20 protein-coding genes, 2 tRNA genes and 3 rRNA genes are annotated in these 21,670 nt (G+C 43.1%); 3 read left to right on the forward strand and 22 right to left on the reverse strand.

The window, feature by feature from the left end; translation table 11 throughout:
• Window position 1: 1 nt before the first annotated feature.
• From HUW51_RS22260 to ureA, 21 genes are all read right to left on the reverse strand, one after another.
• Window positions 2-295: a hypothetical protein gene (locus HUW51_RS22260; protein WP_185271800.1), complete on the reverse strand. Its 294-nt coding sequence runs from the start codon at window positions 293-295 to the stop codon at window positions 2-4.
• A 92-nt stretch (window positions 296-387) separates the two neighbouring features.
• Window positions 388-1,332, reverse strand: coding sequence for a DNA/RNA non-specific endonuclease (locus tag HUW51_RS22265; protein WP_185271801.1), 945 nt, complete (start codon window positions 1,330-1,332; stop codon window positions 388-390).
• Between the two features lie 41 nt (window positions 1,333-1,373).
• Entirely contained in the window at window positions 1,374-1,688 is a 315-nt protein-coding gene (locus HUW51_RS22270; protein WP_185271802.1) for a protealysin inhibitor emfourin, read from the reverse strand.
• Between the two features lie 238 nt (window positions 1,689-1,926).
• Window positions 1,927-2,949 (reverse strand): M4 family metallopeptidase, encoded by a 1,023-nt coding sequence (locus tag HUW51_RS22275; RefSeq protein WP_228466831.1) that lies wholly within the window; start codon window positions 2,947-2,949, stop codon window positions 1,927-1,929.
• An 836-nt stretch (window positions 2,950-3,785) separates the two neighbouring features.
• Window positions 3,786-3,897 (reverse strand): 5S ribosomal RNA (gene rrf / locus HUW51_RS22280).
• A 126-nt stretch (window positions 3,898-4,023) separates the two neighbouring features.
• Window positions 4,024-6,916: ribosomal RNA gene (locus HUW51_RS22285) — 23S ribosomal RNA — on the reverse strand.
• Window positions 6,917-7,092: 176 nt separating this feature from the next.
• Window positions 7,093-7,166 (reverse strand) — tRNA-Ala (locus tag HUW51_RS22290).
• 13 nt (window positions 7,167-7,179) lie between these two features.
• Window positions 7,180-7,253, reverse strand: a tRNA-Ile gene (locus HUW51_RS22295).
• 213 nt (window positions 7,254-7,466) lie between these two features.
• Window positions 7,467-8,987, reverse strand: a 16S ribosomal RNA gene (locus HUW51_RS22300).
• The 16S, 23S and 5S rRNA genes sit together here with 2 tRNA genes alongside, the layout of an rRNA operon.
• An 897-nt stretch (window positions 8,988-9,884) precedes the next feature.
• Window positions 9,885-10,394: a DUF2480 family protein gene (locus HUW51_RS22305; RefSeq protein ID WP_185271804.1), complete on the reverse strand. Its 510-nt coding sequence runs from the start codon at window positions 10,392-10,394 to the stop codon at window positions 9,885-9,887.
• A gap of 8 nt (window positions 10,395-10,402) precedes the next feature.
• Window positions 10,403-11,095: a tRNA (adenosine(37)-N6)-threonylcarbamoyltransferase complex dimerization subunit type 1 TsaB gene (gene tsaB, locus HUW51_RS22310; protein ID WP_185271805.1), complete on the reverse strand. Its 693-nt coding sequence runs from the start codon at window positions 11,093-11,095 to the stop codon at window positions 10,403-10,405.
• A gap of 417 nt (window positions 11,096-11,512) precedes the next feature.
• Window positions 11,513-12,334 (reverse strand): MBL fold metallo-hydrolase, encoded by an 822-nt coding sequence (locus HUW51_RS22315; RefSeq protein ID WP_185271806.1) that lies wholly within the window; start codon window positions 12,332-12,334, stop codon window positions 11,513-11,515.
• A gap of 80 nt (window positions 12,335-12,414) precedes the next feature.
• Window positions 12,415-12,795 carry an SRPBCC domain-containing protein gene (locus tag HUW51_RS22320; RefSeq protein ID WP_185271807.1) on the reverse strand — a complete coding sequence of 127 codons (381 nt, stop codon included), beginning with the start codon at window positions 12,793-12,795 and terminating at the stop codon, window positions 12,415-12,417.
• 97 nt (window positions 12,796-12,892) lie between these two features.
• Window positions 12,893-13,594, reverse strand: a complete 702-nt coding sequence (locus tag HUW51_RS22325; RefSeq protein ID WP_185271808.1) for a sulfite exporter TauE/SafE family protein — start codon at window positions 13,592-13,594, stop codon at window positions 12,893-12,895.
• 10 nt (window positions 13,595-13,604) lie between these two features.
• On the reverse strand, window positions 13,605-14,411 hold the full coding sequence (locus HUW51_RS22330) for an urease accessory protein UreD (protein ID WP_185271809.1): 807 nt from the start codon (window positions 14,409-14,411) through the stop codon (window positions 13,605-13,607).
• A 1-nt stretch (window position 14,412) separates the two neighbouring features.
• Entirely contained in the window at window positions 14,413-15,057 is a 645-nt protein-coding gene (ureG, locus tag HUW51_RS22335) for an urease accessory protein UreG (RefSeq protein ID WP_185271810.1), read from the reverse strand.
• Window positions 15,058-15,085: 28 nt separating this feature from the next.
• Complete coding sequence (locus HUW51_RS22340) at window positions 15,086-15,778, reverse strand: urease accessory protein UreF (RefSeq protein ID WP_228466833.1); 693 nt, start codon at window positions 15,776-15,778, stop codon at window positions 15,086-15,088.
• A gap of 5 nt (window positions 15,779-15,783) precedes the next feature.
• Complete coding sequence (gene ureE / locus HUW51_RS22345; protein WP_185271811.1) at window positions 15,784-16,299, reverse strand: urease accessory protein UreE; 516 nt, start codon at window positions 16,297-16,299, stop codon at window positions 15,784-15,786.
• A gap of 60 nt (window positions 16,300-16,359) precedes the next feature.
• Window positions 16,360-18,081 (reverse strand): urease subunit alpha, encoded by a 1,722-nt coding sequence (gene ureC, locus HUW51_RS22350; RefSeq protein WP_185271812.1) that lies wholly within the window; start codon window positions 18,079-18,081, stop codon window positions 16,360-16,362.
• The gene (locus HUW51_RS22355) at window positions 18,078-18,452 is read right to left on the reverse strand and encodes an urease subunit beta (protein ID WP_185271813.1); all 375 of its coding nucleotides are present in this window, start codon (window positions 18,450-18,452) and stop codon (window positions 18,078-18,080) included. Before HUW51_RS22355 ends, ureC begins: the two co-directional genes overlap by 4 nt.
• A 17-nt stretch (window positions 18,453-18,469) precedes the next feature.
• Complete coding sequence (gene ureA, locus HUW51_RS22360; protein ID WP_185271814.1) at window positions 18,470-18,772, reverse strand: urease subunit gamma; 303 nt, start codon at window positions 18,770-18,772, stop codon at window positions 18,470-18,472.
• A gap of 448 nt (window positions 18,773-19,220) precedes the next feature.
• On the opposite strand from ureA, the gene HUW51_RS22365 reads away from it, so the two are divergent.
• Entirely contained in the window at window positions 19,221-19,523 is a 303-nt protein-coding gene (locus tag HUW51_RS22365; RefSeq protein ID WP_185271815.1) for a hypothetical protein, read from the forward strand.
• Between the two features lie 99 nt (window positions 19,524-19,622).
• Complete coding sequence (locus tag HUW51_RS22370) at window positions 19,623-20,000, forward strand: hypothetical protein (RefSeq protein WP_185271816.1); 378 nt, start codon at window positions 19,623-19,625, stop codon at window positions 19,998-20,000.
• A 55-nt stretch (window positions 20,001-20,055) separates the two neighbouring features.
• Here the strand turns inward: HUW51_RS22370 and HUW51_RS22375 are convergent, their stop codons facing one another.
• Window positions 20,056-21,087 carry a spore photoproduct lyase family protein gene (locus tag HUW51_RS22375; RefSeq protein WP_185271817.1) on the reverse strand — a complete coding sequence of 344 codons (1,032 nt, stop codon included), beginning with the start codon at window positions 21,085-21,087 and terminating at the stop codon, window positions 20,056-20,058.
• A 384-nt stretch (window positions 21,088-21,471) separates the two neighbouring features.
• On the opposite strand from HUW51_RS22375, the gene HUW51_RS22380 reads away from it, so the two are divergent.
• Entirely contained in the window at window positions 21,472-21,648 is a 177-nt protein-coding gene (locus HUW51_RS22380; RefSeq protein ID WP_185271818.1) for a hypothetical protein, read from the forward strand.
• Window positions 21,649-21,670 lie beyond the last annotated feature (22 nt).

Raw genomic sequence — 21,670 nt, forward strand, 5'->3', positions numbered from 1 at the left:
TTTAAAATTTTATCGATCCTCTAACCGCTGAATATCCTTTTTCTATTACCCCGCGTATGGGTTCTGGCGTAATGTCTTTATCGTCGAGCGAAATTTTTAAACTCCAGGTAGTTTTATTCCAGCCGGTGCAATGAACGTAATAATCCAGTTCGCCATCAATCGGAAAATCATTGATAGCAATCCGGTAAACATTATCCAGGGTGCGGGTGAGGGCAATCACAAAACCTTCCAGTTTAAATAATTGCAAAGTGGCTTCCGTACTTAATTCTACGGCAACTCTATACGTTTGGGCCATGCTTACTAAGGTTTATAGTTTTGCTTATCAATTCTTTGTAGTAACCAGTTCGATTTAATAGATTACAACTATTTAGCGTAATTTTTAAAAATTTAAATTACCAAGTTTGATATGCGGTAACCTAGTTCGGCGACTGCTGCCGGGGCAAAGCGGGCATTTACGTCTACTTCTTCCAACACTAATTTAATGGGCCGGGTGTCTTGGTAAACATCCTGAGCAATCGGCAACGTTAGTTTTGTTAATTGTTCGATAGTAGCAATATTTACCTGGTAGGTTTCGGCATCTTCAAAATCCAAAAATAAGTCGGTTGGTAAGGCAGTTTTTTCAATTGGTTGGGGTTTAATAATTTTTGCTTGCCGGAGTAATTCTTCTTGTCCGATTAAAAAACCAACGCGGTATAACTGCTGATCTTCTTTCATAAAAACTACCACTTTCCAGAATAAAGTAGGCAACTGAATTTCTCTATCTAAAACTTTGGTTACAAACACCGGATCAGTGAGTCGGAGCACTGGGCCCGTAAATACCGAAATTTGTAAGTTATTAGGTACACTTTCGGTGTGTAGGATGTAATTTTCTAGTTCGGCCCAGATTTGTTGGTTTAATTTGGCGTGTTGGGGTACGGCATTGGTATAATAAAAAGTAGTATCGGCTGCTGCCCGGGCTTCTACCACCGTTTTACCCCATTGTACATCTTCGCGCTTTGCCATGTGACCTTTATCGAAGTCGCTTTTCTGAGCTTTATATAACTCCTCTCCCCACTGGTACGCGTAATCAATCCGGTCATCTTTGCGCCAATTATCGCTACGGGAAACTTTTTTAAATAAGCCGCCATCAATATTGGCCGCTACAAAATAGGGAAAACCCCTTGTTTTGCTTAAAGCCAAGCTGTAGTTAATGTAGTGCGCCAAGTTACTCGTTGTTCCGTCTACCGGAGCCAAATCGGCTTGCTGCTCCGCTTGCAGTTGTGGAATCGTAACTAGTAGTTCCGGATGAATAAAGGTTTCTGAGTAACCTGCGTAATTTTTTAAATTTGCCATTGCTTCTTTAACCTCTATTCTTAAAAAAATGCTTCTAAGCTTTAGGAGCGCGTTTCTTTCTGCTTTTGGTTTAAATAATTTAACAGGTTATGGAGTTGCGGATGATCTTCGGCATCGTGAAACTGAATCCAATGTTTTTGGTCTTGGTCTTCTACCTGAATAGTATACTTTTTCCGGTCGGCTCCGCGGTTATTTTCCGTTTCCTGGTTAGGCAAATCAAAAAACTGAGCTTCCTGAACGAGATGGTGCAGATGTTCGGCTTCATCGGGCGGCAAATTTTCGCTGTTTAGTTCCAAAGGTTTATTTAACCCCGGAAAAAAGCCAAATCCCCCTTCGGGTTTAAAGTAAATTTTCATAGTCTTTAGTTTTGAAGTGGTGTCTTTAATATTGTACGTTAAAGTTACAATCTTTGGGTATCCCCTTCACACAACATTCCTAAAACTATAAACACAGCAATCTAACCATCGGGTATATTTCACTCCTGGAAATTAACCTATCAAGGAGCAATAAATACATATGATATGTATTTAATGAAATTGATCCGATGCCTGCACTAAATAGATGAAAATTTACTTTACAGAAATTCCTTAGCTTTTAAACTAAAGTAGATATCCCTACCCGGCTCCAAGCTTCCGTTACCACTGATTCTGCATTAAAACGTTTAGCATTATCTATAGTTAATTCAGCAAACCGTTGAAAGGTAGCATTAGGCTTTAGCCGGGCATCAAGTAAAGTTTCGTACCAGATTCTGCCGGCTTTTTCCCAGGCATTTCCACCAAGTGCGATGGCTATTAAGTAAAAAGCGTGATTCGGGATACCCGAATTAATATGCACCCCACCATTATCTTCAAAAGTATTTACAAAATCTTTCATGTGTTTGGGTTGAGGATCTTTACCCAGTACCGGATCATCGTATGCCGAACCTGGATCTTTCATCGACCGGATAGCAGCGGTTTGGCCGTTACTGCTCTGTACTTTGCCGGTAAATAACTCAGCACCTATCAACCAGTCAGCTTCTTTGGCAGTTTGTTTTAAAGTATATTGCTTAACTAATGAGCCAAAAACATCCGATACCGATTCATTTAATGCCCCGGATTGGCCGGAATATAAAAGTTGAGCCTCATCCTCCGTAAGGCCGTGAGTAAGTTCGTGAGCAATTACATCTAACGAAAGAGTAAATCGATTAAATAATTCATTATCGCCGTCGCCAAAAACCATACGTTGCCCATCCCAAAAAGCATTAGCATAATCTTCCCCGAAGTGCACTATACCATGCAGTGGTAAGCCTTCATCATCAATGGAGTTACGTTTAAATTGATCCCAGAAAAAATCATAAGTAGCTCCCAAGCCATCGTAGGCTTCGTCTGCTGCCGGGTCACCGGAAGGTGGGCTGCCCTCAGCACGAACTGTAACCCCTGGCAAAGTTTCACTATTGTTTGCCGAAAAAATGGTGCGCTGCTTATCACCAGCTACTAAAAAAGCCGAAAGACGTTTCCGACTTAAGCCTGTCGATAACCGCGTGCCAACCCGAAGATTGCGGAAAGTCATATCTCCACTTAAAACTTTTAGAGCAACCGAACGTTGTTTATCATCCCCTTTCTCGGCTAACTTTCTCAAAATGTATGGAGGTAAAATACAAAAAATGGAATGTCGATGTTGAGATTGAAACTTACCCATTTGTGCAAATTTTAAAATTTTAAAAATAAAATTCCTTAAAGCAATAATGCTACCTAATATAATTACTAATATTATACTATAACTTAGCAACAAAGTTTAGAAAACACGTATTTTGACTAAATAATTTAGTAATATCTAATTCATTTAGTCAAAATACGTGTTTACTTGAGAATTTGATCTTCTTTTTTATTAAGATTTGTTTTCAATTTAATCCTACTCTCTTCAACCTAATTTCTTCTTACGTATGGCTAAGCTTGTTGCTGATGTTATATACAAATTATTGAAGATTCTGCTGGTGCTCGCCGCAGTAATATTAGTTAAATGACTGCTACATACTTATAAGTAGATAAAAGGTACTATAACTAGTAGGTCGTATGCAATAAAAGGTTGTGTTAAAAGAGCAGATCAGCTCATTACTAGTCGGTTTCACTAGTTGGTATTTCCCCTCTTCTAAAGACTTCCTATTGTATTTGAGCCAAGCTTCCTGCAAGGAGCAGTAAATCAACTATGCTTATTGCTTATGCAAATACTTTGATTGCAAAAGGTATATTAACGATCATCTAACCTGTGATAGCATCAAACTAATTGAATGTTTTTACTGCTGAATATTAAATTGTTTCGCTATTTTAAATTTTTGTGATTATTTGAGTTTCGCTAACTGTTAGTTGTTTGGGGAGAGGTGTATGTTAGTTGTTTGGTTTGGTGGTGGTAGGTAGGGGTATAAAAGCAGAAAAGCCTCTTTCGGTTGAAGGAAAGAGGCTATTCAGAAGAAAGGGGGTTGGCGGCTACCTACTCTCCCGCATGTGATTGCAGTACCATTGGCGCTACGGGGCTTAACTTCTCTGTTCGGAATGGGAAGAGGTGAACACCCGCGCTATAACCACCATTATTGTGCTCCAGCACCTGGCTGGGAAGCTGCGCTAGGCAGCTTTGCTATTTTTTAGTCTTTTAACATAATACGGTAAGAGAAGTCCTTGGCAGTAAACACCGCGTAAACCAGAAAACGAAGGGCTATTAAGAAAGCTTACGGGTAATTAGTACGGCTCAGCTTTGCAGTTTCTTGCTTTACACCTACCGCCTATCAACGTGATCATCTTTCACGACCCTTAAAAGAAATCTCATCTTGAGGTGAGTTTCGCACTTAGATGCTTTCAGCGCTTATCTCATCCCAGCGTAGCTACCCGGCGCTGCAGCTGGCGCCACAACCGGTGCACTAGCGGCTGGTCCAACCCGGTCCTCTCGTACTAAGGTCAGGTCCTCGCAAATTTCTTACGCCCACAACAGATAGGGACCGAACTGTCTCACGACGTTCTGAACCCAGCTCGCGTGCCACTTTAATCGGCGAACAGCCGAACCCTTGGGACCTTCTCCAGCCCCAGGACGTGACGAGCCGACATCGAGGTGCCAAACCTCCCCGTCGATATGAGCTCTTGGGGGAGATCAGCCTGTTATCCCCGGCGTACCTTTTATCCTTTGAGCGATGGCCCTTCCATGCGGAACCACCGGATCACTATATCCTACTTTCGTACCTGCTCGGCTTGTCGGCCTCACAGTCAAGCACCCTTCTGCTATTGCACTCTACGCACGGTTACCAAGCGTGCTGAGGGTACCTTTGAAAGCCTCCGTTACTCTTTTGGAGGCGACCACCCCAGTCAAACTACCCACCAAACACTGTTTCCCTTTCGAGATTAGGCTCCAAATAACTCAAGGGTGGTATTTCAACGTTGACTCCACGACGCCTAGCGACGCCGCTTCATAGTCTCCCACCTATCCTACACATGAGTTATCCAGAGTCAATGTTAAGCTATAGTAAAGGTGCACGGGGTCTTTCCGTCCCGTTGCGGGTACTCGGCATCTTCACCGAGACTACAATTTCACCGAGCTCACGGCTGAGACAGCGCCCAGATCGTTACACCATTCGTGCAGGTCGGAACTTACCCGACAAGGAATTTCGCTACCTTAGGACCGTTATAGTTACGGCCGCCGTTTACTGGGGCTTCGATTCAGAGCTTCGCCTTGCGGCTAACCCCCCCTCTTAACCTTCCAGCACCGGGCAGGTGTCAGGCCTTATACTTCATCTTTCGATTTCGCAAAGCCATGTGTTTTTGTTAAACAGTCGCCTGGGCCTTTTCACTGCGGCTTCTTGCATCGCTGCAAGGAAGCGCCCCTTCTCCCGAAGTTACAGGGCCATTTTGCCGAGTTCCTTGGCCGTGATTCACTCGAGCGCCTGAGGATGCTCTCCTCGACTACCTGTGTCGGTTTACGGTACGGGTAGCTTATTAGTAATCGCTTAGCGGGTTTTCTTGGAAGTCTGATTAGGGTCATTATCTCCTTGCCCGAAGGCGCAGAGTACTATCGTCTTTCATCAAGTCCGGCGGATTTGCCTACCAAACTTTTAACTACGGACTTCAACGCACTATTCCGTCAGTGCGCAGACCTTTCACTCCTCCGTCACCACATCACTCTAATAAGCTAGTACGGGAATATTAACCCGTTGTCCATCGACTTAACCTGTCGGTATTGCCTTAGGACCCGACTAACCCTGAACCGATTAGCGTTGTTCAGGAAACCTTAGTCTTGCGGCGGGCAGGTTTCTCACCTGCCTTATCGTTACTTATGCCTACATTTGCTTTTCTCAACGCTCCAGCACCCATTACCAGGCACCTTCGACGCTGTTGAGAATGCTCCCCTACCACATGTATTACTACATATCCATCGCTTCGGTATTATACTTGATGCCCGATTATTATCGATGCCCTGTCGCTCGACCAGTGAGCTGTTACGCACTCTTTAAATGAATGGCTGCTTCCAAGCCAACATCCTGGCTGTCAAAGCAACTGGACCTCCTTTGTTCAACTTAGTATAAATTTAGGGACCTTAGCGGATGGTCTGGGTTGTTTCCCTCTCGGCCTGGGACCTTAGCACCCCAAGCCTCACTGCCGTGTATATTTACTAGCATTCGGAGTTCGTCTGGATTCGGTAGGATGTGACTCCCCCTAGTCCAATCGGTAGCTCTACCTCTAGCAAACTCTAACCACGACGCTGTTCCTAAAAACATTTCGGGGAGTACGAGCTATTTCTCAGTTTGATTGGCCTTTCACCCCTACCCTCAACTCATCCAAATCCTTTTCAACGGAAACTGGTTCGGTCCTCCATGTGGTGTTACCCACACTTCAACCTGGTCAAGGGTAGATCACAAAGTTTCGCGTCTACCCCCTCTGACTATGCGCCCTATTCAGACTCGCTTTCGCTGCGGCTCCATGTTTTCAAACATTTAACCTTGCCAGAGAGGAGTAACTCGTAGGCTCATTATGCAAAAGGCACGCCGTCAGTCCACGAAAGACCTCCGACCGCTTGTAAGCGTATGGTTTCAGGTTCTATTTCACTCCTTTATTCAAGGTTCTTTTCACCTTTCCCTCACGGTACTGGTTCACTATCGGTCTCTCAAAAGTATTTAGCCTTACCGGATGGTACCGGCAGATTCAGACGGGATTTCGCTGGTCCCGCCCTACTCAGGATCCCACTAGGGCTGAAAAGCTTACGCTGACAGGGCTATCACCTTCTCTGGCTTACCTTTCCAGGTAATTTAGCTTTAATTTTCAGTCCCACCTCGTGGTCCTACAACCCCAGTATTGCCGTAACAATACTGGTTTGGGCTCTTCCGGGTTCGCTCGCCACTACTAACGGAATCATTCTTATTTTCTCTTCCTCCGGGTACTTAGATGTTTCAGTTCTCCGGGTTTGCTCACCTTGCGGTGTGACTGGTCTTCAACCAGCCGGGTTGCCCCATTCGGAAATCTCGGGATCAATTCGTATGTGCCAATCCCCCGAGCTTATCGCAGCTTATCACGTCCTTCCTCGCCTTTGAGAGCCTAGGCATCCCCCATACGCCCTTAGTAACTTTCTTAATAAAATCGTTTACTCTTTACTCGTATTTTTGTCTACTCTAGTTTCTTCTCTTACCATTATGTCAAAGAACTTTTTAGTTGTAGATCTTAGACCCTCGATGTTAATCATCTGGCTTCTAATAATCTGCCCTAAGTGTAGTAAAGACCTGCTGTCTTTACTTAATTGAATGAAGTGTGGAGAATAACGGAGTCGAACCGTTGACCTCCTGCGTGCAAAGCAGGCGCTCTAGCCAGCTGAGCTAATCCCCCTAGTTCTATAGAGTGGGCCTGCCTGGACTCGAACCAGGGACCTCTACATTATCAGTGTAGCGCTCTAACCACCTGAGCTACAAGCCCTCAGCTTTTAGTTGAGTGGCAAGCTCCGGCTTCTAAACTTTCCTCTTCTCTCTATCCGTTCTGCCCAGCTTTTCGCCCTTTGGCTTACACGCAGCTGTGATGCCACTTCTTTTTTGTTTTACCAACCACCTGCTGTGGTTAGCCTCTTAGGATTTGAATAAGGAAAAGAAAATAACAAACCTGTTAAAGTAAAGCTGTAACAATCAGCTCCAGAAAGGAGGTGATCCAGCCGCACCTTCCGGTACGGCTACCTTGTTACGACTTAGCCCCAGTTACCAGTTTTACCCTAAACGGCTCCTTAACGGTTACCGTCTTCAGGTCTCCCTGACTTCCATGGCTTGACGGGCGGTGTGTACAAGGCCCGGGAACGTATTCACCGCGTCATTGCTGATACGCGATTACTAGCGATTCCAGCTTCATGAGGTCGAGTTGCAGACCTCAATCCGAACTGAGAACGGTTTTTTGAGATTGGCATCTTATTACTAAGTAGCGACCCTCTGTACCGCCCATTGTAGCACGTGTGTAGCCCTAGGCGTAAGGGCCATGATGACTTGACGTCGTCCCCACCTTCCTCACTGCTTGCGCAGGCAGTCTCTCTAGAGTCCCCACCATGACGTGCTGGCAACTAAAGATAGGGGTTGCGCTCGTTGCGGGACTTAACCCAACACCTCACGGCACGAGCTGACGACAGCCATGCAGCACCTTGCTTTGTGCCCCGAAGGGAAGCCTCATCTCTGAGGCGGTCACGCGCATTCTAGCCTAGGTAAGGTTCCTCGCGTATCATCGAATTAAACCACATGCTCCACCGCTTGTGCGGGCCCCCGTCAATTCCTTTGAGTTTCACCCTTGCGGGCGTACTCCCCAGGTGGATAACTTAACGCTTTCGCTAAGACGCTGACTGTGTATCGCCAACATCGAGTTATCATCGTTTACAGCGTGGACTACCAGGGTATCTAATCCTGTTCGCTCCCCACGCTTTCGTGCCTCAGCGTCAGTTACAGCCTAGTAAGCTGCCTTCGCAATCGGAGTTCTGGATCGTATCTATGCATTTCACCGCTACACGATCCATTCCGCCTACCTCGTCTGTACTCAAGCCTCACAGTATCCATGGCAGTTCAACAGTTGAGCTGTTGGCTTTCACCACGGACTTATGAAGCCGCCTACGCACCCTTTAAACCCAATAAATCCGGACAACGCTTGCACCCTCCGTATTACCGCGGCTGCTGGCACGGAGTTAGCCGGTGCTTATTCATCTAGTACCGTCAGTTCCTCTCGCAAGAGTATTTTCTTCCTAGATAAAAGCAGTTTACAACCCAGAAGGCCTTCATCCTGCACGCGGCATGGCTGGGTCAGAGTTGCCTCCATTGCCCAATATTCCCTACTGCTGCCTCCCGTAGGAGTCTGGTCCGTATCTCAGTACCAGTGTGGGGGATCATCCTCTCAGAACCCCTAGTCATCGTCGCCTTGGTGAGCCGTTACCTCAACCAACTAGCTAATGACACGCATGCCCATCTTTTATCGCCTCAGCTTTAATCATCCTCAGATGCCCTCAAATGATATTATGCGGTATTAATCCGGATTTCTCCGGGCTATCCCCCAATAAAAGGTAGGTTGCATACGCGTTACGCACCCGTGCGCCACTAACTGAAGCATTGCTGCTCCAGCCCGTTCGACTTGCATGTATTAGGCCTGCCGCTAGCGTTCATCCTGAGCCAGGATCAAACTCTCCATTGTAGAATATTATTGTGAAGCATTGCTGCTCCTTGTGTCTCGCTGGATCGTTACCTGTGCTCTCTTTTAACATAAGACCCTCTAACCCGTAAGTTAGATATAGCACTTATGCGGTTTGCTATTTTCTCTTTTCACTCATTCAAAGAACTTGCTCCAACCACTTCCTGGTTGAACTTGTACTACTCTTTATTGATTAGTTAGTAGCTGTTTTTTTTACTTTTTCTCTTTCCTCCCTGCCGGAGAAACCCTTCTTTTTATTTGGGAGCACAAAGGTCAGCATCTTTTTTATTTTCTCCAAATCTAAAAGCAAAAATATTTTTTATTTTTTTTTCTGCTCTCTTCTTTGCTTGCCTTCCCGCCAGAACCTAAATCACAACGCTTAAACCGCTCCGCTTAGTTCCCTGCTGGCTCCCGCTTTTTTCCACTCTCCTTACTTCCCTTTCAACCAGCTGCCGAATTGGGAGTGCAAAAGTCTGAATTCTTTTCCTTCCCTCCAAATCTTTTCGCCACTTTTTTTAAAACTTTTTGCCAGTCTTAAAACCGCCGCCTCCCGCTTCAACAAGTCAAATTTTAAACTTAAAAATTTAAAGAACTCTTAATTAGATTAGCTAATTAACTCAATTTACAAGCTTTGTTTTTTTAAACAAACCAGGTTACAAAGTTAATTACAAACTTTTAATTTAGCAAGCAAAAAGCTAATTTCTTTTTACTTGATTTTAAATTCTTAAACTCTAAAGGCGGGTCAGCTACCCTTCTCCCCTTTTGGGAGCACAAAGATAATAGGTTAATTATGCCTTTTCCAAATGTTTATTTAGAAGATATATTTAACTCATTGGTAATCTTAGACAAAAATTTAAAAATTGCTTTCATTTACCATTTTAACGTTGATTTTAGTTGCTATTAAGGTTTCGGCTTCTTGTATATGGGCACCGTACTACATGGTTCACCGTACATAATGCTGTTGGCAACAGGCAGAAGCTTATGCATAATTTCTACGTAAGCATAATTGGGAATTTGCATGTTACTGCATCCTTTAATTACTAGCCTAGCCTCTCTATAATTATCTGCATTTATTTGTGCAATGGCATCTTGGATTAAGGTTTGCTCTAGATTTTCCAGAGTACCAAAGACATAACGATTCGCGTACTTTTGTAACTTAGTTGCCACAAGCATATAAGCCCAGGTGGGTACAATTGCTTCGGCCGAATTGATTATGGCTACGTTTTTCCCAGAATAGGTAGACCAATCATTCTCTTTAATAAAGGCTCTGAAATCTTTTTCTTTTAAAATTAAACCCATAAACAAGTTGTCTTTAATATCATAGACAACCCGCTCACCCGAATGAATTAACTCTTCCAGGTTTATAGTTATAAGCGAGCTTTCGGCTACTCTGTTTACAATGTCGTTCATTTTTAAAATTAGCTGAGTTTGGTACCAGATGTAATATAAACCTCTTTCAGGTAAAATGGTTCGTAATAAGCTACATCTTCGTATTGTTGCGTATTAAACTTATGGTAAGCTATGGCTCCCATGTATTTTGCTGAAATAGGTAATGAATGAACAAATATACCGTTGGAATGATTACCGATTAAAGTCTGAAATTTAGTAGCACCGCTGCCAAAAAACAGAATAGGTTGCTTAACTAAGTACTCCTCGAAAGTAGAGGAACTTAATATTACGGGTTTTATGGGAAATTGCTCTTCGCCCAGGTGGTTTACAATACACGTATAAACCTCCATTCGACGGGCGTCTAACATGGGGCAAAATAAAAATTTTTCCGCCTGCGGAGTTATTTGGATTTGCGCACTGGCTAAAGCGTGCAAAGTAGACACTTCCAGCAGCGGAAGGTTCAGAGAAAAACATAATCCCTTAGCAATTGAGGTACCAATTCGCAAGCCCGTATAAGAACCAGGTCCACTCGAAACGGCTACAGCGGATATATCCATCATAGATAAGTTGCAATTCGCTATCATTTGGTTGATTAAAACCGTGATATGCGAAGAGTGTGACTTTTCTATTTGCAACTCCGATAACGCTAATAATTGCTGATCGTGAAAAAGAGCAACCGAACAAATGGAAGAAGAAGTTTCTATAGCCAATAAAATAGCCATGCCGTAATTAAATTTGTTACACTACAACAAAGTTAGTTTTAAAAGCCGCCGCCGCAAATTTTATGATGACCGGGATAAAACCGGGACTATAATTAACAACTTAGCTCAATTTTTTAAAATTATTTATTGTAGGCTCCGTCCTAAAGCAGAAGTTAAGAACCTGGCCGAAAATGAATATTCATTTTCCCTCGCTACTTTAATAAAAAAACAACCAACACTGCCCTCTTAAACTTGGGAGGTGAGCTTTTACCCCAACTTATCCTATATATTTTAATTTGTCTACTTACTTAAGTAAGGGCAAGCTGGGGAAAAGATTAGAAATTTGGACGCTTGTACGCGGGAAAAGAAAAACTTACTTGTTTAACAATGGACTAGCACGTTAAAACCTAAACTAGTTTGAGCTAAAATTTTTAAAAATTAATTATTTAGAACAGTAGCTGATTCGGGAAATAAGATTGGCTCTGCAATTGATTCTGCTGAAATGGTATAAACCGGGGTTTCTTCGTACCGGGAAGCAATAATGACATTAGTGCCGGCGGCATTATCCGTAAATAAGTCGTGCACTAATTGGGGGCAGTTGTTTTGCTTGGAAAGGTGAGAGAGTAAAACGTGACTCAAATAGGAAGATTTGTGCGTTATAAACAAGTCAAGGGCTTGTTTATTAGATAAATGCCCTTTACCACTGCGAATTCTGTTTTTTAAATAATACGGGTAAGGCCCTTTATCTAATAAATCATCGTCGTAGTTGGCCTCCAGAAAAGCGGCATGGCATTGTTTAAAATAATAAATTACCTGTTCGCAGGCATGGCCAATATCGGTAAATACCCCAACATTAATACCTTGGCTAGAAATTAAAAAACTATGCGGATCAGAGGCATCGTGAAACTTAGGGAAAGCGGTAATCTGCAATTCGCCAATAGTAACCGGTTTATGGCCAATTAACGGCACGGTTATAATTCTTTCGGTGGTAAAGCGGCTATTAACAAGTGTAGCTGGGGTAATAAATACCGGAATTTTGTGCTTGCGGGCCAGCATGGCTAACCCCCGAATATGGTCAGAATGCTCGTGCGATATAAAAATGGCTCTTACCTTTTTTATAGATAAATTTAAGCGCTGTAAACGTTTCTCGGTTTCCCGGCAAGATAATCCCGCATCCACTAAAACTGCATCTTGTTCATTACCAACGTAATAACAATTAGCGTTGCTGCCGGAGTTTAAAGAAGTAAAAGATAAAGCCATAGAAACACAAATTTAATTAAATCTCCCGCAACAATTCTATTAATCTATCAGCTTTTTAAAACTATAAAAATACCAGATAATTATTCGTCGTAAAAATCTTGCAGTGCTCCAAAATAAGTAGAATCCCAGCCTTCCACAATATCCTCGAAATCCAGATCGGGAATATTGGTGTGCCGTAATTCTACGGATGTGCCTTGTTTATGAGGATGCAGAATGATTGTCACAATGGACGGCTCCGCCTGTTCGCCAAAATACCATTCCTGCACTATCTTGCGGCCGGTTTCAAACTCCAGATTTTTACCCACAATACTATCGTCCCAGAGCGAAAATTCGGAACCAGGCTCCGTAGACATTTCTGCCTTTTCGCCAGTCCAGAGCTGCAAGGTAGCAGGATTGGTTAAAGCATTGTAAATTTCTTCCGGCTCGGCTGGTATAATGTAATATTTTTTAAAATTTTTCATTTTGGGCAGTAATCATAAAACAATTAAAGCACTAAAGTTAGAATAAAAGCTACTTATATCATCTACCGCTTGTTTAAAACACCTTTATTGGGAACATTTACCATCCTAAAAACAACATGCCAATACCGCATACCATTATAGTAGCTCCCCCAATGGCATGCACGTAACGTTCTAAGGTAGCACTTTTAAATAACGAAATTCCGTAATAACCTAATATTACCATAAGTACCATTGTAAGTAAAGTAAAGAGCGTGAAAATACCTACTAACCAGAATATTCCTCCTGTAGAATTTTGAGCTGCCGGGTACGAGAGCAAAGGAATAAGAGGTTCGCAAGGGCCCAGAATAAAAATGATGAACAACACCCACGGGGTAACTTTCTTGCGATCCTGGGAATAAACAATTTCGCCGGAGCGATGCTCATACACATAAACGGAACCATCATTGTACGCGTCGAAATGTTTATGTGGTTTGTTGCGGTAAGCTTGTTCAATTCCCCAAATTGTATACAATATACCGAATAAAAGTAATCCCCAACCCGCCAGGCCACCGCGCACTTCTTCCAGCCAACTTAATTTAGATAACGACCAGCCCAAACCAATACCTATTAAGCCCAGCACAATAGAACTACCCACGTGGCCTAATCCGCAAATTACGGTACACGCAATGGTTTTGGATACCGACCAGTTGCGGGATTTAGAAAGCGCAATAAAGGGTACATAATGATCAGGCCCCGTTAAGGTGTGAATAAAACTTATACCAATAGCCGTAACGAGTAAAAGTTGCAAGTCAGAATTCATGTAAACATTATTATAAAGGAGTGAGAACAGCTTCCGGAATTATGGTTGTTTTTTGCAGTAAAGAACTTACTTCCTGAAGACAAGAGAACAAGTATTCGCCGCTATGTCCTAAAATCCGGATTAGTATGCCTTTGGCGGCAAGCTCGGTTATACCAACGGCAATATTTATTTTTTTTAAAAAATAGGCGTGCAAGTCAGTCAACAAGGAAGATTCTAGACAAGCCGGCACATAAACCAAGGTTGCCTGGTGGGTAAAATTTTCGAATTGTCCCATTCCCGTCACCTGGTTTGATCCGGGAGTTAGCAAAAGGTGATCTTTAAAAATAAGTTTTTTGTGGCGGTAGATTTCTAAAATAGTACGCAACGAAGTAAACCGGAATACTTCACCCGAAAATTTTCGGCCACAGGTTATAATATCGCCCCAAATTACATTGGCACTTTGATCCATGTTTATGATAGTGTGCGCCTGAAATTTTGCGTTCTCGTGCGGTACCAAAGGATGCGGAAAAAAGCAAAAATGACTTTGTGAGGCCAGGTTCACTACCATTTGCTGGGTAGCCCCGGTTTCCATTTTAAAAATCCGCTGGTACGATTGGGTTTGTAGATTTAAGTGGCAGCTTTCGTTTACATTAATTTCGATCTGATGTTGATCGTTATCCAATATACCTGGTGAAGAACTCCGGATCATTAAGTGTAGCGTAGGATCTTCGGGATGCTCGCCCACCGGCGCAATTTTAAACGGATGGGTGGCGTAAGCTTGCTGAACGTAACTTTTACCTAAACGATTGGCTACCGTAATTTTTAGTTCACTAATCATTCTATTCCGGCTGCTTTGTAGCTACCATATCTTCCAGTAAAGCAAACTTCTTAATCCAGGCAATTACCTGGTCCAGCCCTTGCAGGTTCATGAGGTTGGTAAAGATAAAAGGACGCCCCGGCCGCATGCGGGCCGCATCCCGCTCCATTACTTCCAGGCTGGCTCCTACGTAGGGCGCTAAGTCTATTTTATTAATCAATAATAAATCGGAACGCGTTATGCCCGGTCCCCCTTTCCTAGGAATTTTATCGCCTTCGGCTACATCAATCACAAAAATGGTTACATCGGCCAGCTCGGGGCTAAATGTAGCCGAAAGATTATCGCCACCACTTTCAATGAAAATTATATCCAAATCCGGAAAACGGGTTGCTAGTTCGTCGACGGCTTCCAGGTTCATACTGGCATCTTCGCGAATAGCGGTGTGGGGGCAACCGCCGGTTTCTACGCCAATAATTCGCTCTGGCGGTAAAAGGCTATTGCGGGTTAAAAATTCGGCATCTTCTTTTGTATAGATATCATTGGTAATTACCCCAACGCTGTAAGTATTCACAAACTGCCGGGATAAGCGCTCAATTAAAGCCGTTTTACCCGAGCCAACCGGGCCCGCCACGCCAATCTTAATGTATTTCCGTTCTTTATTATGCATGGAAAAGGATTTTTAAAATTTTAAATTTTCAGGACATATACAAGCGGCTATAAAGTTGCTCGTGTTGCATGCTCCGGATGTCGAACCCCACAGAACAAACGCCCACCATGTCCCTGGGCAGAACTAAGTTTTCCTGAACCAGATGGTTAATGGTACTTTGTAGCTTAAAAAGAATTTCCTGACCATCCATTTGCCCCAAAGGAATTAGCTTGACGCAGTTAGTTACTAAACCGGCTGCCGCATTGTAATAAAAGGCCGTTAAAGCATCCAAAATACTTATGCCGAAAGCCTGCGCATACAAGCCAAAAATTAAACTGTAATGACCAAACGCTTTTTGTTGAATAATGGCATTTTCGTAGGCGATAGCAAACTCCGAATGAATCAAGCGCTGAAATATTTTAATTAACCGAATGCCTAACTTTTGACTGGCCTGCCGGATTTCCCGGGGACCTTTCAGGGCGGTACATTCTTCATCAAGTAAAAGCAATTGCTTTAAATCTCCGGAACTTGCGGTCAGATAAGCCAGATGAACAAAGGCGGCATCATTGTAAAAAATATTTTGGGTAAGCATATTTTGAATAAACTCGCTGGCGGAGCTAACACTATTTACCAGGTTCTGTTGCACGTAAGTTTCCAAACCGTACGAATGGCTGTATCCCCCAATGGGTAACATGGGATCGGCTAGTTGCAGCAAATGCAGCAGGTTGGTAGTTGCACTCAAAATAATCAGGCTTTTGTAGTCAGATTTAAAATTTTGGTAAATAAGGTTTCGCTGGATTTACCTTCCCGGCCGTGTTCGTGGGGTTGCACATTGGCTTTTAACATATTTAATAGTTTCCGCTTTTGGATGGTAGGCTCATAACCCGCGGCGGCCAGCAAGCGAAATAAAGGCGCTTCGTAGGATACTAATACCTGGTCGTCCTGAATAAACAAGGGCAAATGTTTATTCCCAATTTCGTAGCAGATGGTACCCATTTGCAATAAATTATGTGGGGTGATGACAATGGCTTCGCAAGGCAGGATGGAAACCACGATGGCTTTTTGCTCATCCAGCCATAAAATGTCGCCTTCTTGCAACCGGATACCTTCCTGCCATAATTTAACGGCAAGCTCCAGGCCATTTGCTGTTTCTTTGCGAATAATGCGTTTGGTGGTTTCAAACCACTCCAGGTGCAAATAATCTATCTCCCGATTATTGATAGGTACACTTGCCGTGTTTCCTACTATTTCTTTTATAATCATTGTATTAAACTACAATCTAGCTGGAACAGGTATTTTTTAAATTTTTCCATTTCCAGCAGCTTAAAATAAGAAATACCGTTGCGCCAGCGCTACTTCTTTTAAAGGTTCACAGGTTATTTTTTCGCCATCCACGCGTACCTCGTAGTTCTCCGGGTTAACTTCGATATTGGGTGTTTGATCGTTATGAATCAAATCTTTTTTGCTGATGTTCCGGCAATTACTTACCGGCAACACCATTTTTTTTAGTTCGTACTCCGCCACAATGCCATGATCATAAGCAGCTTGCGAAACGAAAGTGGCGCAGGTCTTATATAAAGCTTTGCCAAACGCGCCAAACATTTTCCGGTAAATGACCGGTTGCGGCGTTGGAATAGAGGCATTCGGGTCGCCCATTTTACTCGCGATAATCATTCCGCCCTTAATAACCATTTCGGGCTTCGCGCCAAACAAAGCCGGTTTCCAAAGCACTAAATCCGCCATTTTACCAGATTCCACAGAACCCACGTAAGTGGCAATGCCATGGGTAATGGCCGGATTTATGGTGTATTTGGCTACGAACCGCTTGGCCCGGAAATTATCGTTATTCTTCGGGGCATCTTCGGGTAAAAAACCGCGTTGTTTTTTCATTTTGTCGGCGGTTTGCCAGGTGCGGGTTACTACTTCCCCTACCCGACCCATGGCTTGCGAATCCGAGCTCATCATGCTAAAAACGCCCATGTCATGCAGAATATCTTCGGCCGCAATGGTCTCGGGACGGATGCGCGAATCCGCAAAAGCCACATCTTCGGGCACATTTTTATCTAAGTGGTGACACACCATGAGCATATCCAGGTGCTCATCAATGGTGTTAATGGTATAAGGCCGGGTGGGATTAGTAGATGAAGGCAAAATGTTGGCGAACGAAGCTGCCCGGATAATATCCGGCGCGTGTCCGCCACCAGCTCCCTCGGTATGATACGTATGAATTACCCGCCCGTTAATGGCTTGTAAGGTATGCTCCAGAAAACCAGACTCATTAAGGGTATCCGTATGGATGGCTACCTGCACATCGTATTTGTCGGCTACTTTTAAAGAAGCATCAATCACGGCAGGAGTGGCGCCCCAATCTTCGTGAATTTTTAAACCTAAGGCCCCCGCTAGTATTTGCTCTTCCAGGGGAGCTTCGGTGGCGCAATTGCCTTTCCCTAAAAAACCCAGGTTCATGGGAAAAGCTTCGGCGGCTTCAAGCATTTTTTGAATAAACCATTTACCGGGCGTTACAGTCGTGGCATTCGTGCCATCGGCTGGTCCGGTGCCGCCGCCAATCATGGTAGTAACGCCACTGTACAGGGCGTGTTCTATTTGCTGCGGACAAATAAAATGAATGTGCGAATCAATGCCACCAGCCGTTAAAATTAAATCGGCGCCCCCGTGCACTTCCGTGGAGGCGCCAATAATCAGATCGGGGTGCACGCCATCCATAATATCCGGATTGCCAGCCTTACCTACTCCTACAATTTTGCCGTCTTTAATGCCAACATCTCCTTTCACAATGCCCCAATGGTCCAGCACAATTACGCTGGTTATTACCATATCCAACACGCCTTCCGAGCGCATAGCCGTGCTGGATTGCCCCATACCGTCGCGAATGGTTTTACCGCCGCCAAACTTACTTTCGTCGCCGTAAACCGTATAATCTTTTTCAATTTCAATAATTAAATTGGTATCGGCTAGCCGCAGTTTATCCCCGGTGGTGGGGCCGTACATGTTGGCGTACTTAATTTTGTTTATCTTCAGGCTCATAAACCATTCATCTTAAATTGAGCGGCAGCGGCTTTCAGTAAGCTTTGCTTTTTAACTTCGGGGTTGGTGGTATCGCCGTTTACCAGTTGGTTCATACCATAAGCTTTTTTGTGTCCACCTAATTCTACTAGCATCACGGTTTTTTCTTCGCCGGGTTCGAAGCGCACGGCGGTGCCAGCCGGGATGTTTAAACGCATGCCAAAAGCTTGCTCCCGGTTAAAAGCTAACGCGGGGTTTATTTCAAAAAAATGACAGTGCGACCCTATTTGCACCGGCCGGTCACCGGTATTTACTACCACCAGCGATTCGGTTCGGCGGCCAATATTGGCTTCTATATCGCCTTTCGGAATAAAATACTCTCCTGGAATCATGTACTTATAATTCTAATTTAGCGAATAGGATGATGCACGGTAACGAGTTTGGTACCATCAGGGAAGGTGGCCTCTACTTGTATTTCTTCAATCATTTCCGGAATACCTTCCATCACGTCTTCCCGGGTTAAAATAGTAGCCCCAAAATGCATTAACTCTGCCACGGTTTTACCATCACGAGCCGCTTCTTGCACCTGGCTGCTTATTAAAGCAATGGCTTCGGGATAATTTAGTTTTAAGCCCCGTGCCCGCCTTTTTTCAGCTAATTCACCGGCCAAATACAACAATAGTTTTTCCGTTTCGCGTGGGGTTAAATGCATGGAAATAAGTAGTTCTTATTATAAAGTTGAAATAACTCTAAATTTTTAAAAATTTTTATATTCTATAAAACAAGCATCAAAATTAAGGTTAATTTTACAAAATATTACATATATTTAAATTTTATACCTTAAATTTGAGGCTACAAACTACATAAATACATTAATTTCTAATTATATCATTTAAAACGAAACCTATTTAATATAATACGATATAACAGATTAATTTAAAAGTCAGGTGTTATATCTCCATCAGAGTGTATTAGCGATGAGAAGAAAACGGTTCAGGAATAAAATTTAAAAAATGAGGAGGTTCTACTTAAATGCCCTCCTATTAATAATAAAATTCAAACAAGATTTTAATAAAAGATTAAGTCCGGGGTTTGCAAGTTAACCTTTATCCAACAGCTAACCGGAACTAGCTTGTAGTATAAACCTAATTAAAAATCAGATGGAAGAAATCACTATCAAGGTAATTGAAAAATTGAAAGATGCCGAATCCAAAGATCAAATGTTGGACATTGTAACCCAAAAGTTACAAGTTTTAATTAAGAAGTTTGAAGACCGCATTTTTACTACCTACACTCCTTCGCGGGAGTACCAGGCAGATAAATCGGCCAAAGAAGAAATACGATATATTAAAGCGGTATTGGAAGGTAGCTCCGAACCGGAAATTAAAAACCCGGAGAAGTTTACGATGATTAAGCAACACGTAGAACAGGTAAGCCTGCGGTTTAGAGGCGCTCTAGGTTAATTCCCTGGTTTTAATTTTTATTAACCTGTATGGAGTTGGTTGAAAAATAACCTAGTTGCTATTGCTGCGTAAAGATAAGTTCACTAAGCAATTACTACGATGGCATTAGCAGAAGAAGATAAACAAACAACTCCTAATAAACCTAAATCCGTAAACTCTGATTACCACCAAGACCAAGCAAATGGCAACCAAATGGATCCAAGCGCTTACCGGAACGTGGGACCGAATGGAGAAACCGAACGGAACGATCAGAAAGACTCTTTGAGTAACTTACATATTGGCGGAAATGAATCTACCGGCTACGGGGCCAATGATCCGGATAGTAAAGAATCTATAGCACAAGGCCCCGGCTTTGAATTTGAAGGCAGCTACGACGAAATGGATGGCCATACCAACGGTATCCGGACGAATGATCAACCATTTGGTAGCAAAGAAACTAAACCGGAAGAATCTGATTCGGATTACAGTCGGATTTAATAATTACAAAATGATTACGAAATGAAAAAGGCCGGTATAGTACCGGCCTTCTTTTTTAAAATATATACCGAATGGGGCACCAAGGAATAATTTCCTGCTGTAATTGTTTGAATTCGGCAATGTATTGAGCCTTTAATTGATGTTGGTACCGGACGTTAATACCGCCAAACTGGCTGCGTTTGGTTTCCTGGTTTCCGGGTGTCCAGATAAGGGCCTCGGCTTTAGGGTTAATTTCTAAGTTGGTTTGGTGCTGCCAGAAATTGTGCGTTAAGAAAATAACTTCGCAGCTCATTTGCTCTTTTACCTTCGGGTGCACGGCCGCGTTTAGTTGCTCAAAAAGCTCGCGGTAATCTTGCTGCCAACCGTCATACACAATAACCGGCGAAAAATTAACGTGCACTTCGTAACCAGCCTGGTAAAAGTCGTTAATAGCTAAGATGCGTTTTTCTACGGAGTCGGTACGGACATCTACCAATTTGCTTACTTTGTGCGGCAGTAAACTAAACCGGACCCGTACTTTACCTTGTGGATCGTAGGTGAGCAGTTCGGGGTTCACAAATTTAGTGGCAAAAGTAGCAAAAGCTTTGGGGTGCTTCCGGTAAAAATCCACGGCTACCTGCACGTTATCCGATATAGCCGCATCCACCGAAATATCCGAATTACAACCAATATCGTAGGTGTAAAACTGCGCGTGGGTTTGATTAGGCACTTTGGGCCAAATTTGTTTTTGCACGTGCTTATCTACGGCCGCTAATATTTCTTCGGTGTTGGTAAATAGGGTAATTGGGTTTACGGCTTTGTTCCGGTCTACGTAACAATAAGCACAAGCGCCCATACAGCCGTTGGCTAAACTCGGCGAAATAAAATCAGAACTCCGGCCACTTTCGCGGCACACCAAGGTCTTTAACCGACCTAAAACCAATACTTCGGATTTTACCTGAAAATGATTGCTCTCCAGAGCGGGCAAGCGATTATGCTGCTGAATAGCTTCGTGTTGCGCCGCTGGGTGAGATAGTAAAGCTTTCTGACCACGGTCATTAAGCGCGTCTAGAGTATAAAAGATAGTAGAAGGCTGAAATGTCTGCATACTTAAATACAACAGTCCAGCAATGGCTATGGTTCAGGCGACAAGTTATTAAACGTACTGTTAATCAGTAACTTATAATTTATTTAATAAGCCATTTTCCTGTTAGTTTTTGCTAAGTTTCATCTTTGCTTTATTTAATTTAAGCTCTAAGAACGATTTTTTTTAAAAATTAAAATTTCTACTTTATTCTTATCATCTGAAATCATCAGTAGGTACTGGAAAATACATCTTTGGCAATTAACTTAATGTGCTCCCGGATGATTTTAATTTTTCCGGGAAAGTAATTGGGTTTCTCCTGTAGGAAGTAAAGGAAGTGCGATTTCGTATTTTAACCTGAACAATTAGCCTGATTTTAGTTGTAGTAAAAGCATACCAACACCCACTATGGAATTAAAAAACTACACCAGTACTAAAGAAGAAAATTACGAAGAATTGGCCCAGCATTTAAATGTTTTAGCCGAGGCCATAACCCAGGATCCATCGGAAGTAAATTTCCAGGAGGCATTCCAAATAAATCAATTCACGCAGGAAGCGCTGCAATTCTTAAAACAGCTTATTTAAAAAAGCTGTTGAATAAGGCTTT

The sequence above is a fragment of the Adhaeribacter swui genome (assembly GCF_014217805.1).
GTDB lineage: Bacteria > Bacteroidota > Bacteroidia > Cytophagales > Hymenobacteraceae > Adhaeribacter > Adhaeribacter swui.

Coding starts and splice junctions, on each gene's coding strand:
- HUW51_RS22260 (WP_185271800.1), bottom strand. CDS start 295: ATGGCCCAAACGTATAGAGTTGCCGTAGAATTAAGTACGGAAGCCACT.
- HUW51_RS22265 (WP_185271801.1), bottom strand. CDS start 1,332: ATGGCAAATTTAAAAAATTACGCAGGTTACTCAGAAACCTTTATTCAT.
- HUW51_RS22270 (WP_185271802.1), bottom strand. CDS start 1,688: ATGAAAATTTACTTTAAACCCGAAGGGGGATTTGGCTTTTTTCCGGGG.
- HUW51_RS22305 (WP_185271804.1), bottom strand. CDS start 10,394: ATGAACGACATTGTAAACAGAGTAGCCGAAAGCTCGCTTATAACTATA.
- tsaB (WP_185271805.1), bottom strand. CDS start 11,095: ATGGCTATTTTATTGGCTATAGAAACTTCTTCTTCCATTTGTTCGGTT.
- HUW51_RS22315 (WP_185271806.1), bottom strand. CDS start 12,334: ATGGCTTTATCTTTTACTTCTTTAAACTCCGGCAGCAACGCTAATTGT.
- HUW51_RS22320 (WP_185271807.1), bottom strand. CDS start 12,795: ATGAAAAATTTTAAAAAATATTACATTATACCAGCCGAGCCGGAAGAA.
- HUW51_RS22325 (WP_185271808.1), bottom strand. CDS start 13,594: ATGAATTCTGACTTGCAACTTTTACTCGTTACGGCTATTGGTATAAGT.
- HUW51_RS22330 (WP_185271809.1), bottom strand. CDS start 14,411: ATGATTAGTGAACTAAAAATTACGGTAGCCAATCGTTTAGGTAAAAGT.
- ureG (WP_185271810.1), bottom strand. CDS start 15,057: ATGCATAATAAAGAACGGAAATACATTAAGATTGGCGTGGCGGGCCCG.
- ureE (WP_185271811.1), bottom strand. CDS start 16,299: ATGATTATAAAAGAAATAGTAGGAAACACGGCAAGTGTACCTATCAAT.
- ureC (WP_185271812.1), bottom strand. CDS start 18,081: ATGAGCCTGAAGATAAACAAAATTAAGTACGCCAACATGTACGGCCCC.
- HUW51_RS22355 (WP_185271813.1), bottom strand. CDS start 18,452: ATGATTCCAGGAGAGTATTTTATTCCGAAAGGCGATATAGAAGCCAAT.
- ureA (WP_185271814.1), bottom strand. CDS start 18,772: ATGCATTTAACCCCACGCGAAACGGAAAAACTATTGTTGTATTTGGCC.
- HUW51_RS22365 (WP_185271815.1), top strand. CDS start 19,221: ATGGAAGAAATCACTATCAAGGTAATTGAAAAATTGAAAGATGCCGAA.
- HUW51_RS22370 (WP_185271816.1), top strand. CDS start 19,623: ATGGCATTAGCAGAAGAAGATAAACAAACAACTCCTAATAAACCTAAA.
- HUW51_RS22375 (WP_185271817.1), bottom strand. CDS start 21,087: ATGCAGACATTTCAGCCTTCTACTATCTTTTATACTCTAGACGCGCTT.
- HUW51_RS22380 (WP_185271818.1), top strand. CDS start 21,472: ATGGAATTAAAAAACTACACCAGTACTAAAGAAGAAAATTACGAAGAA.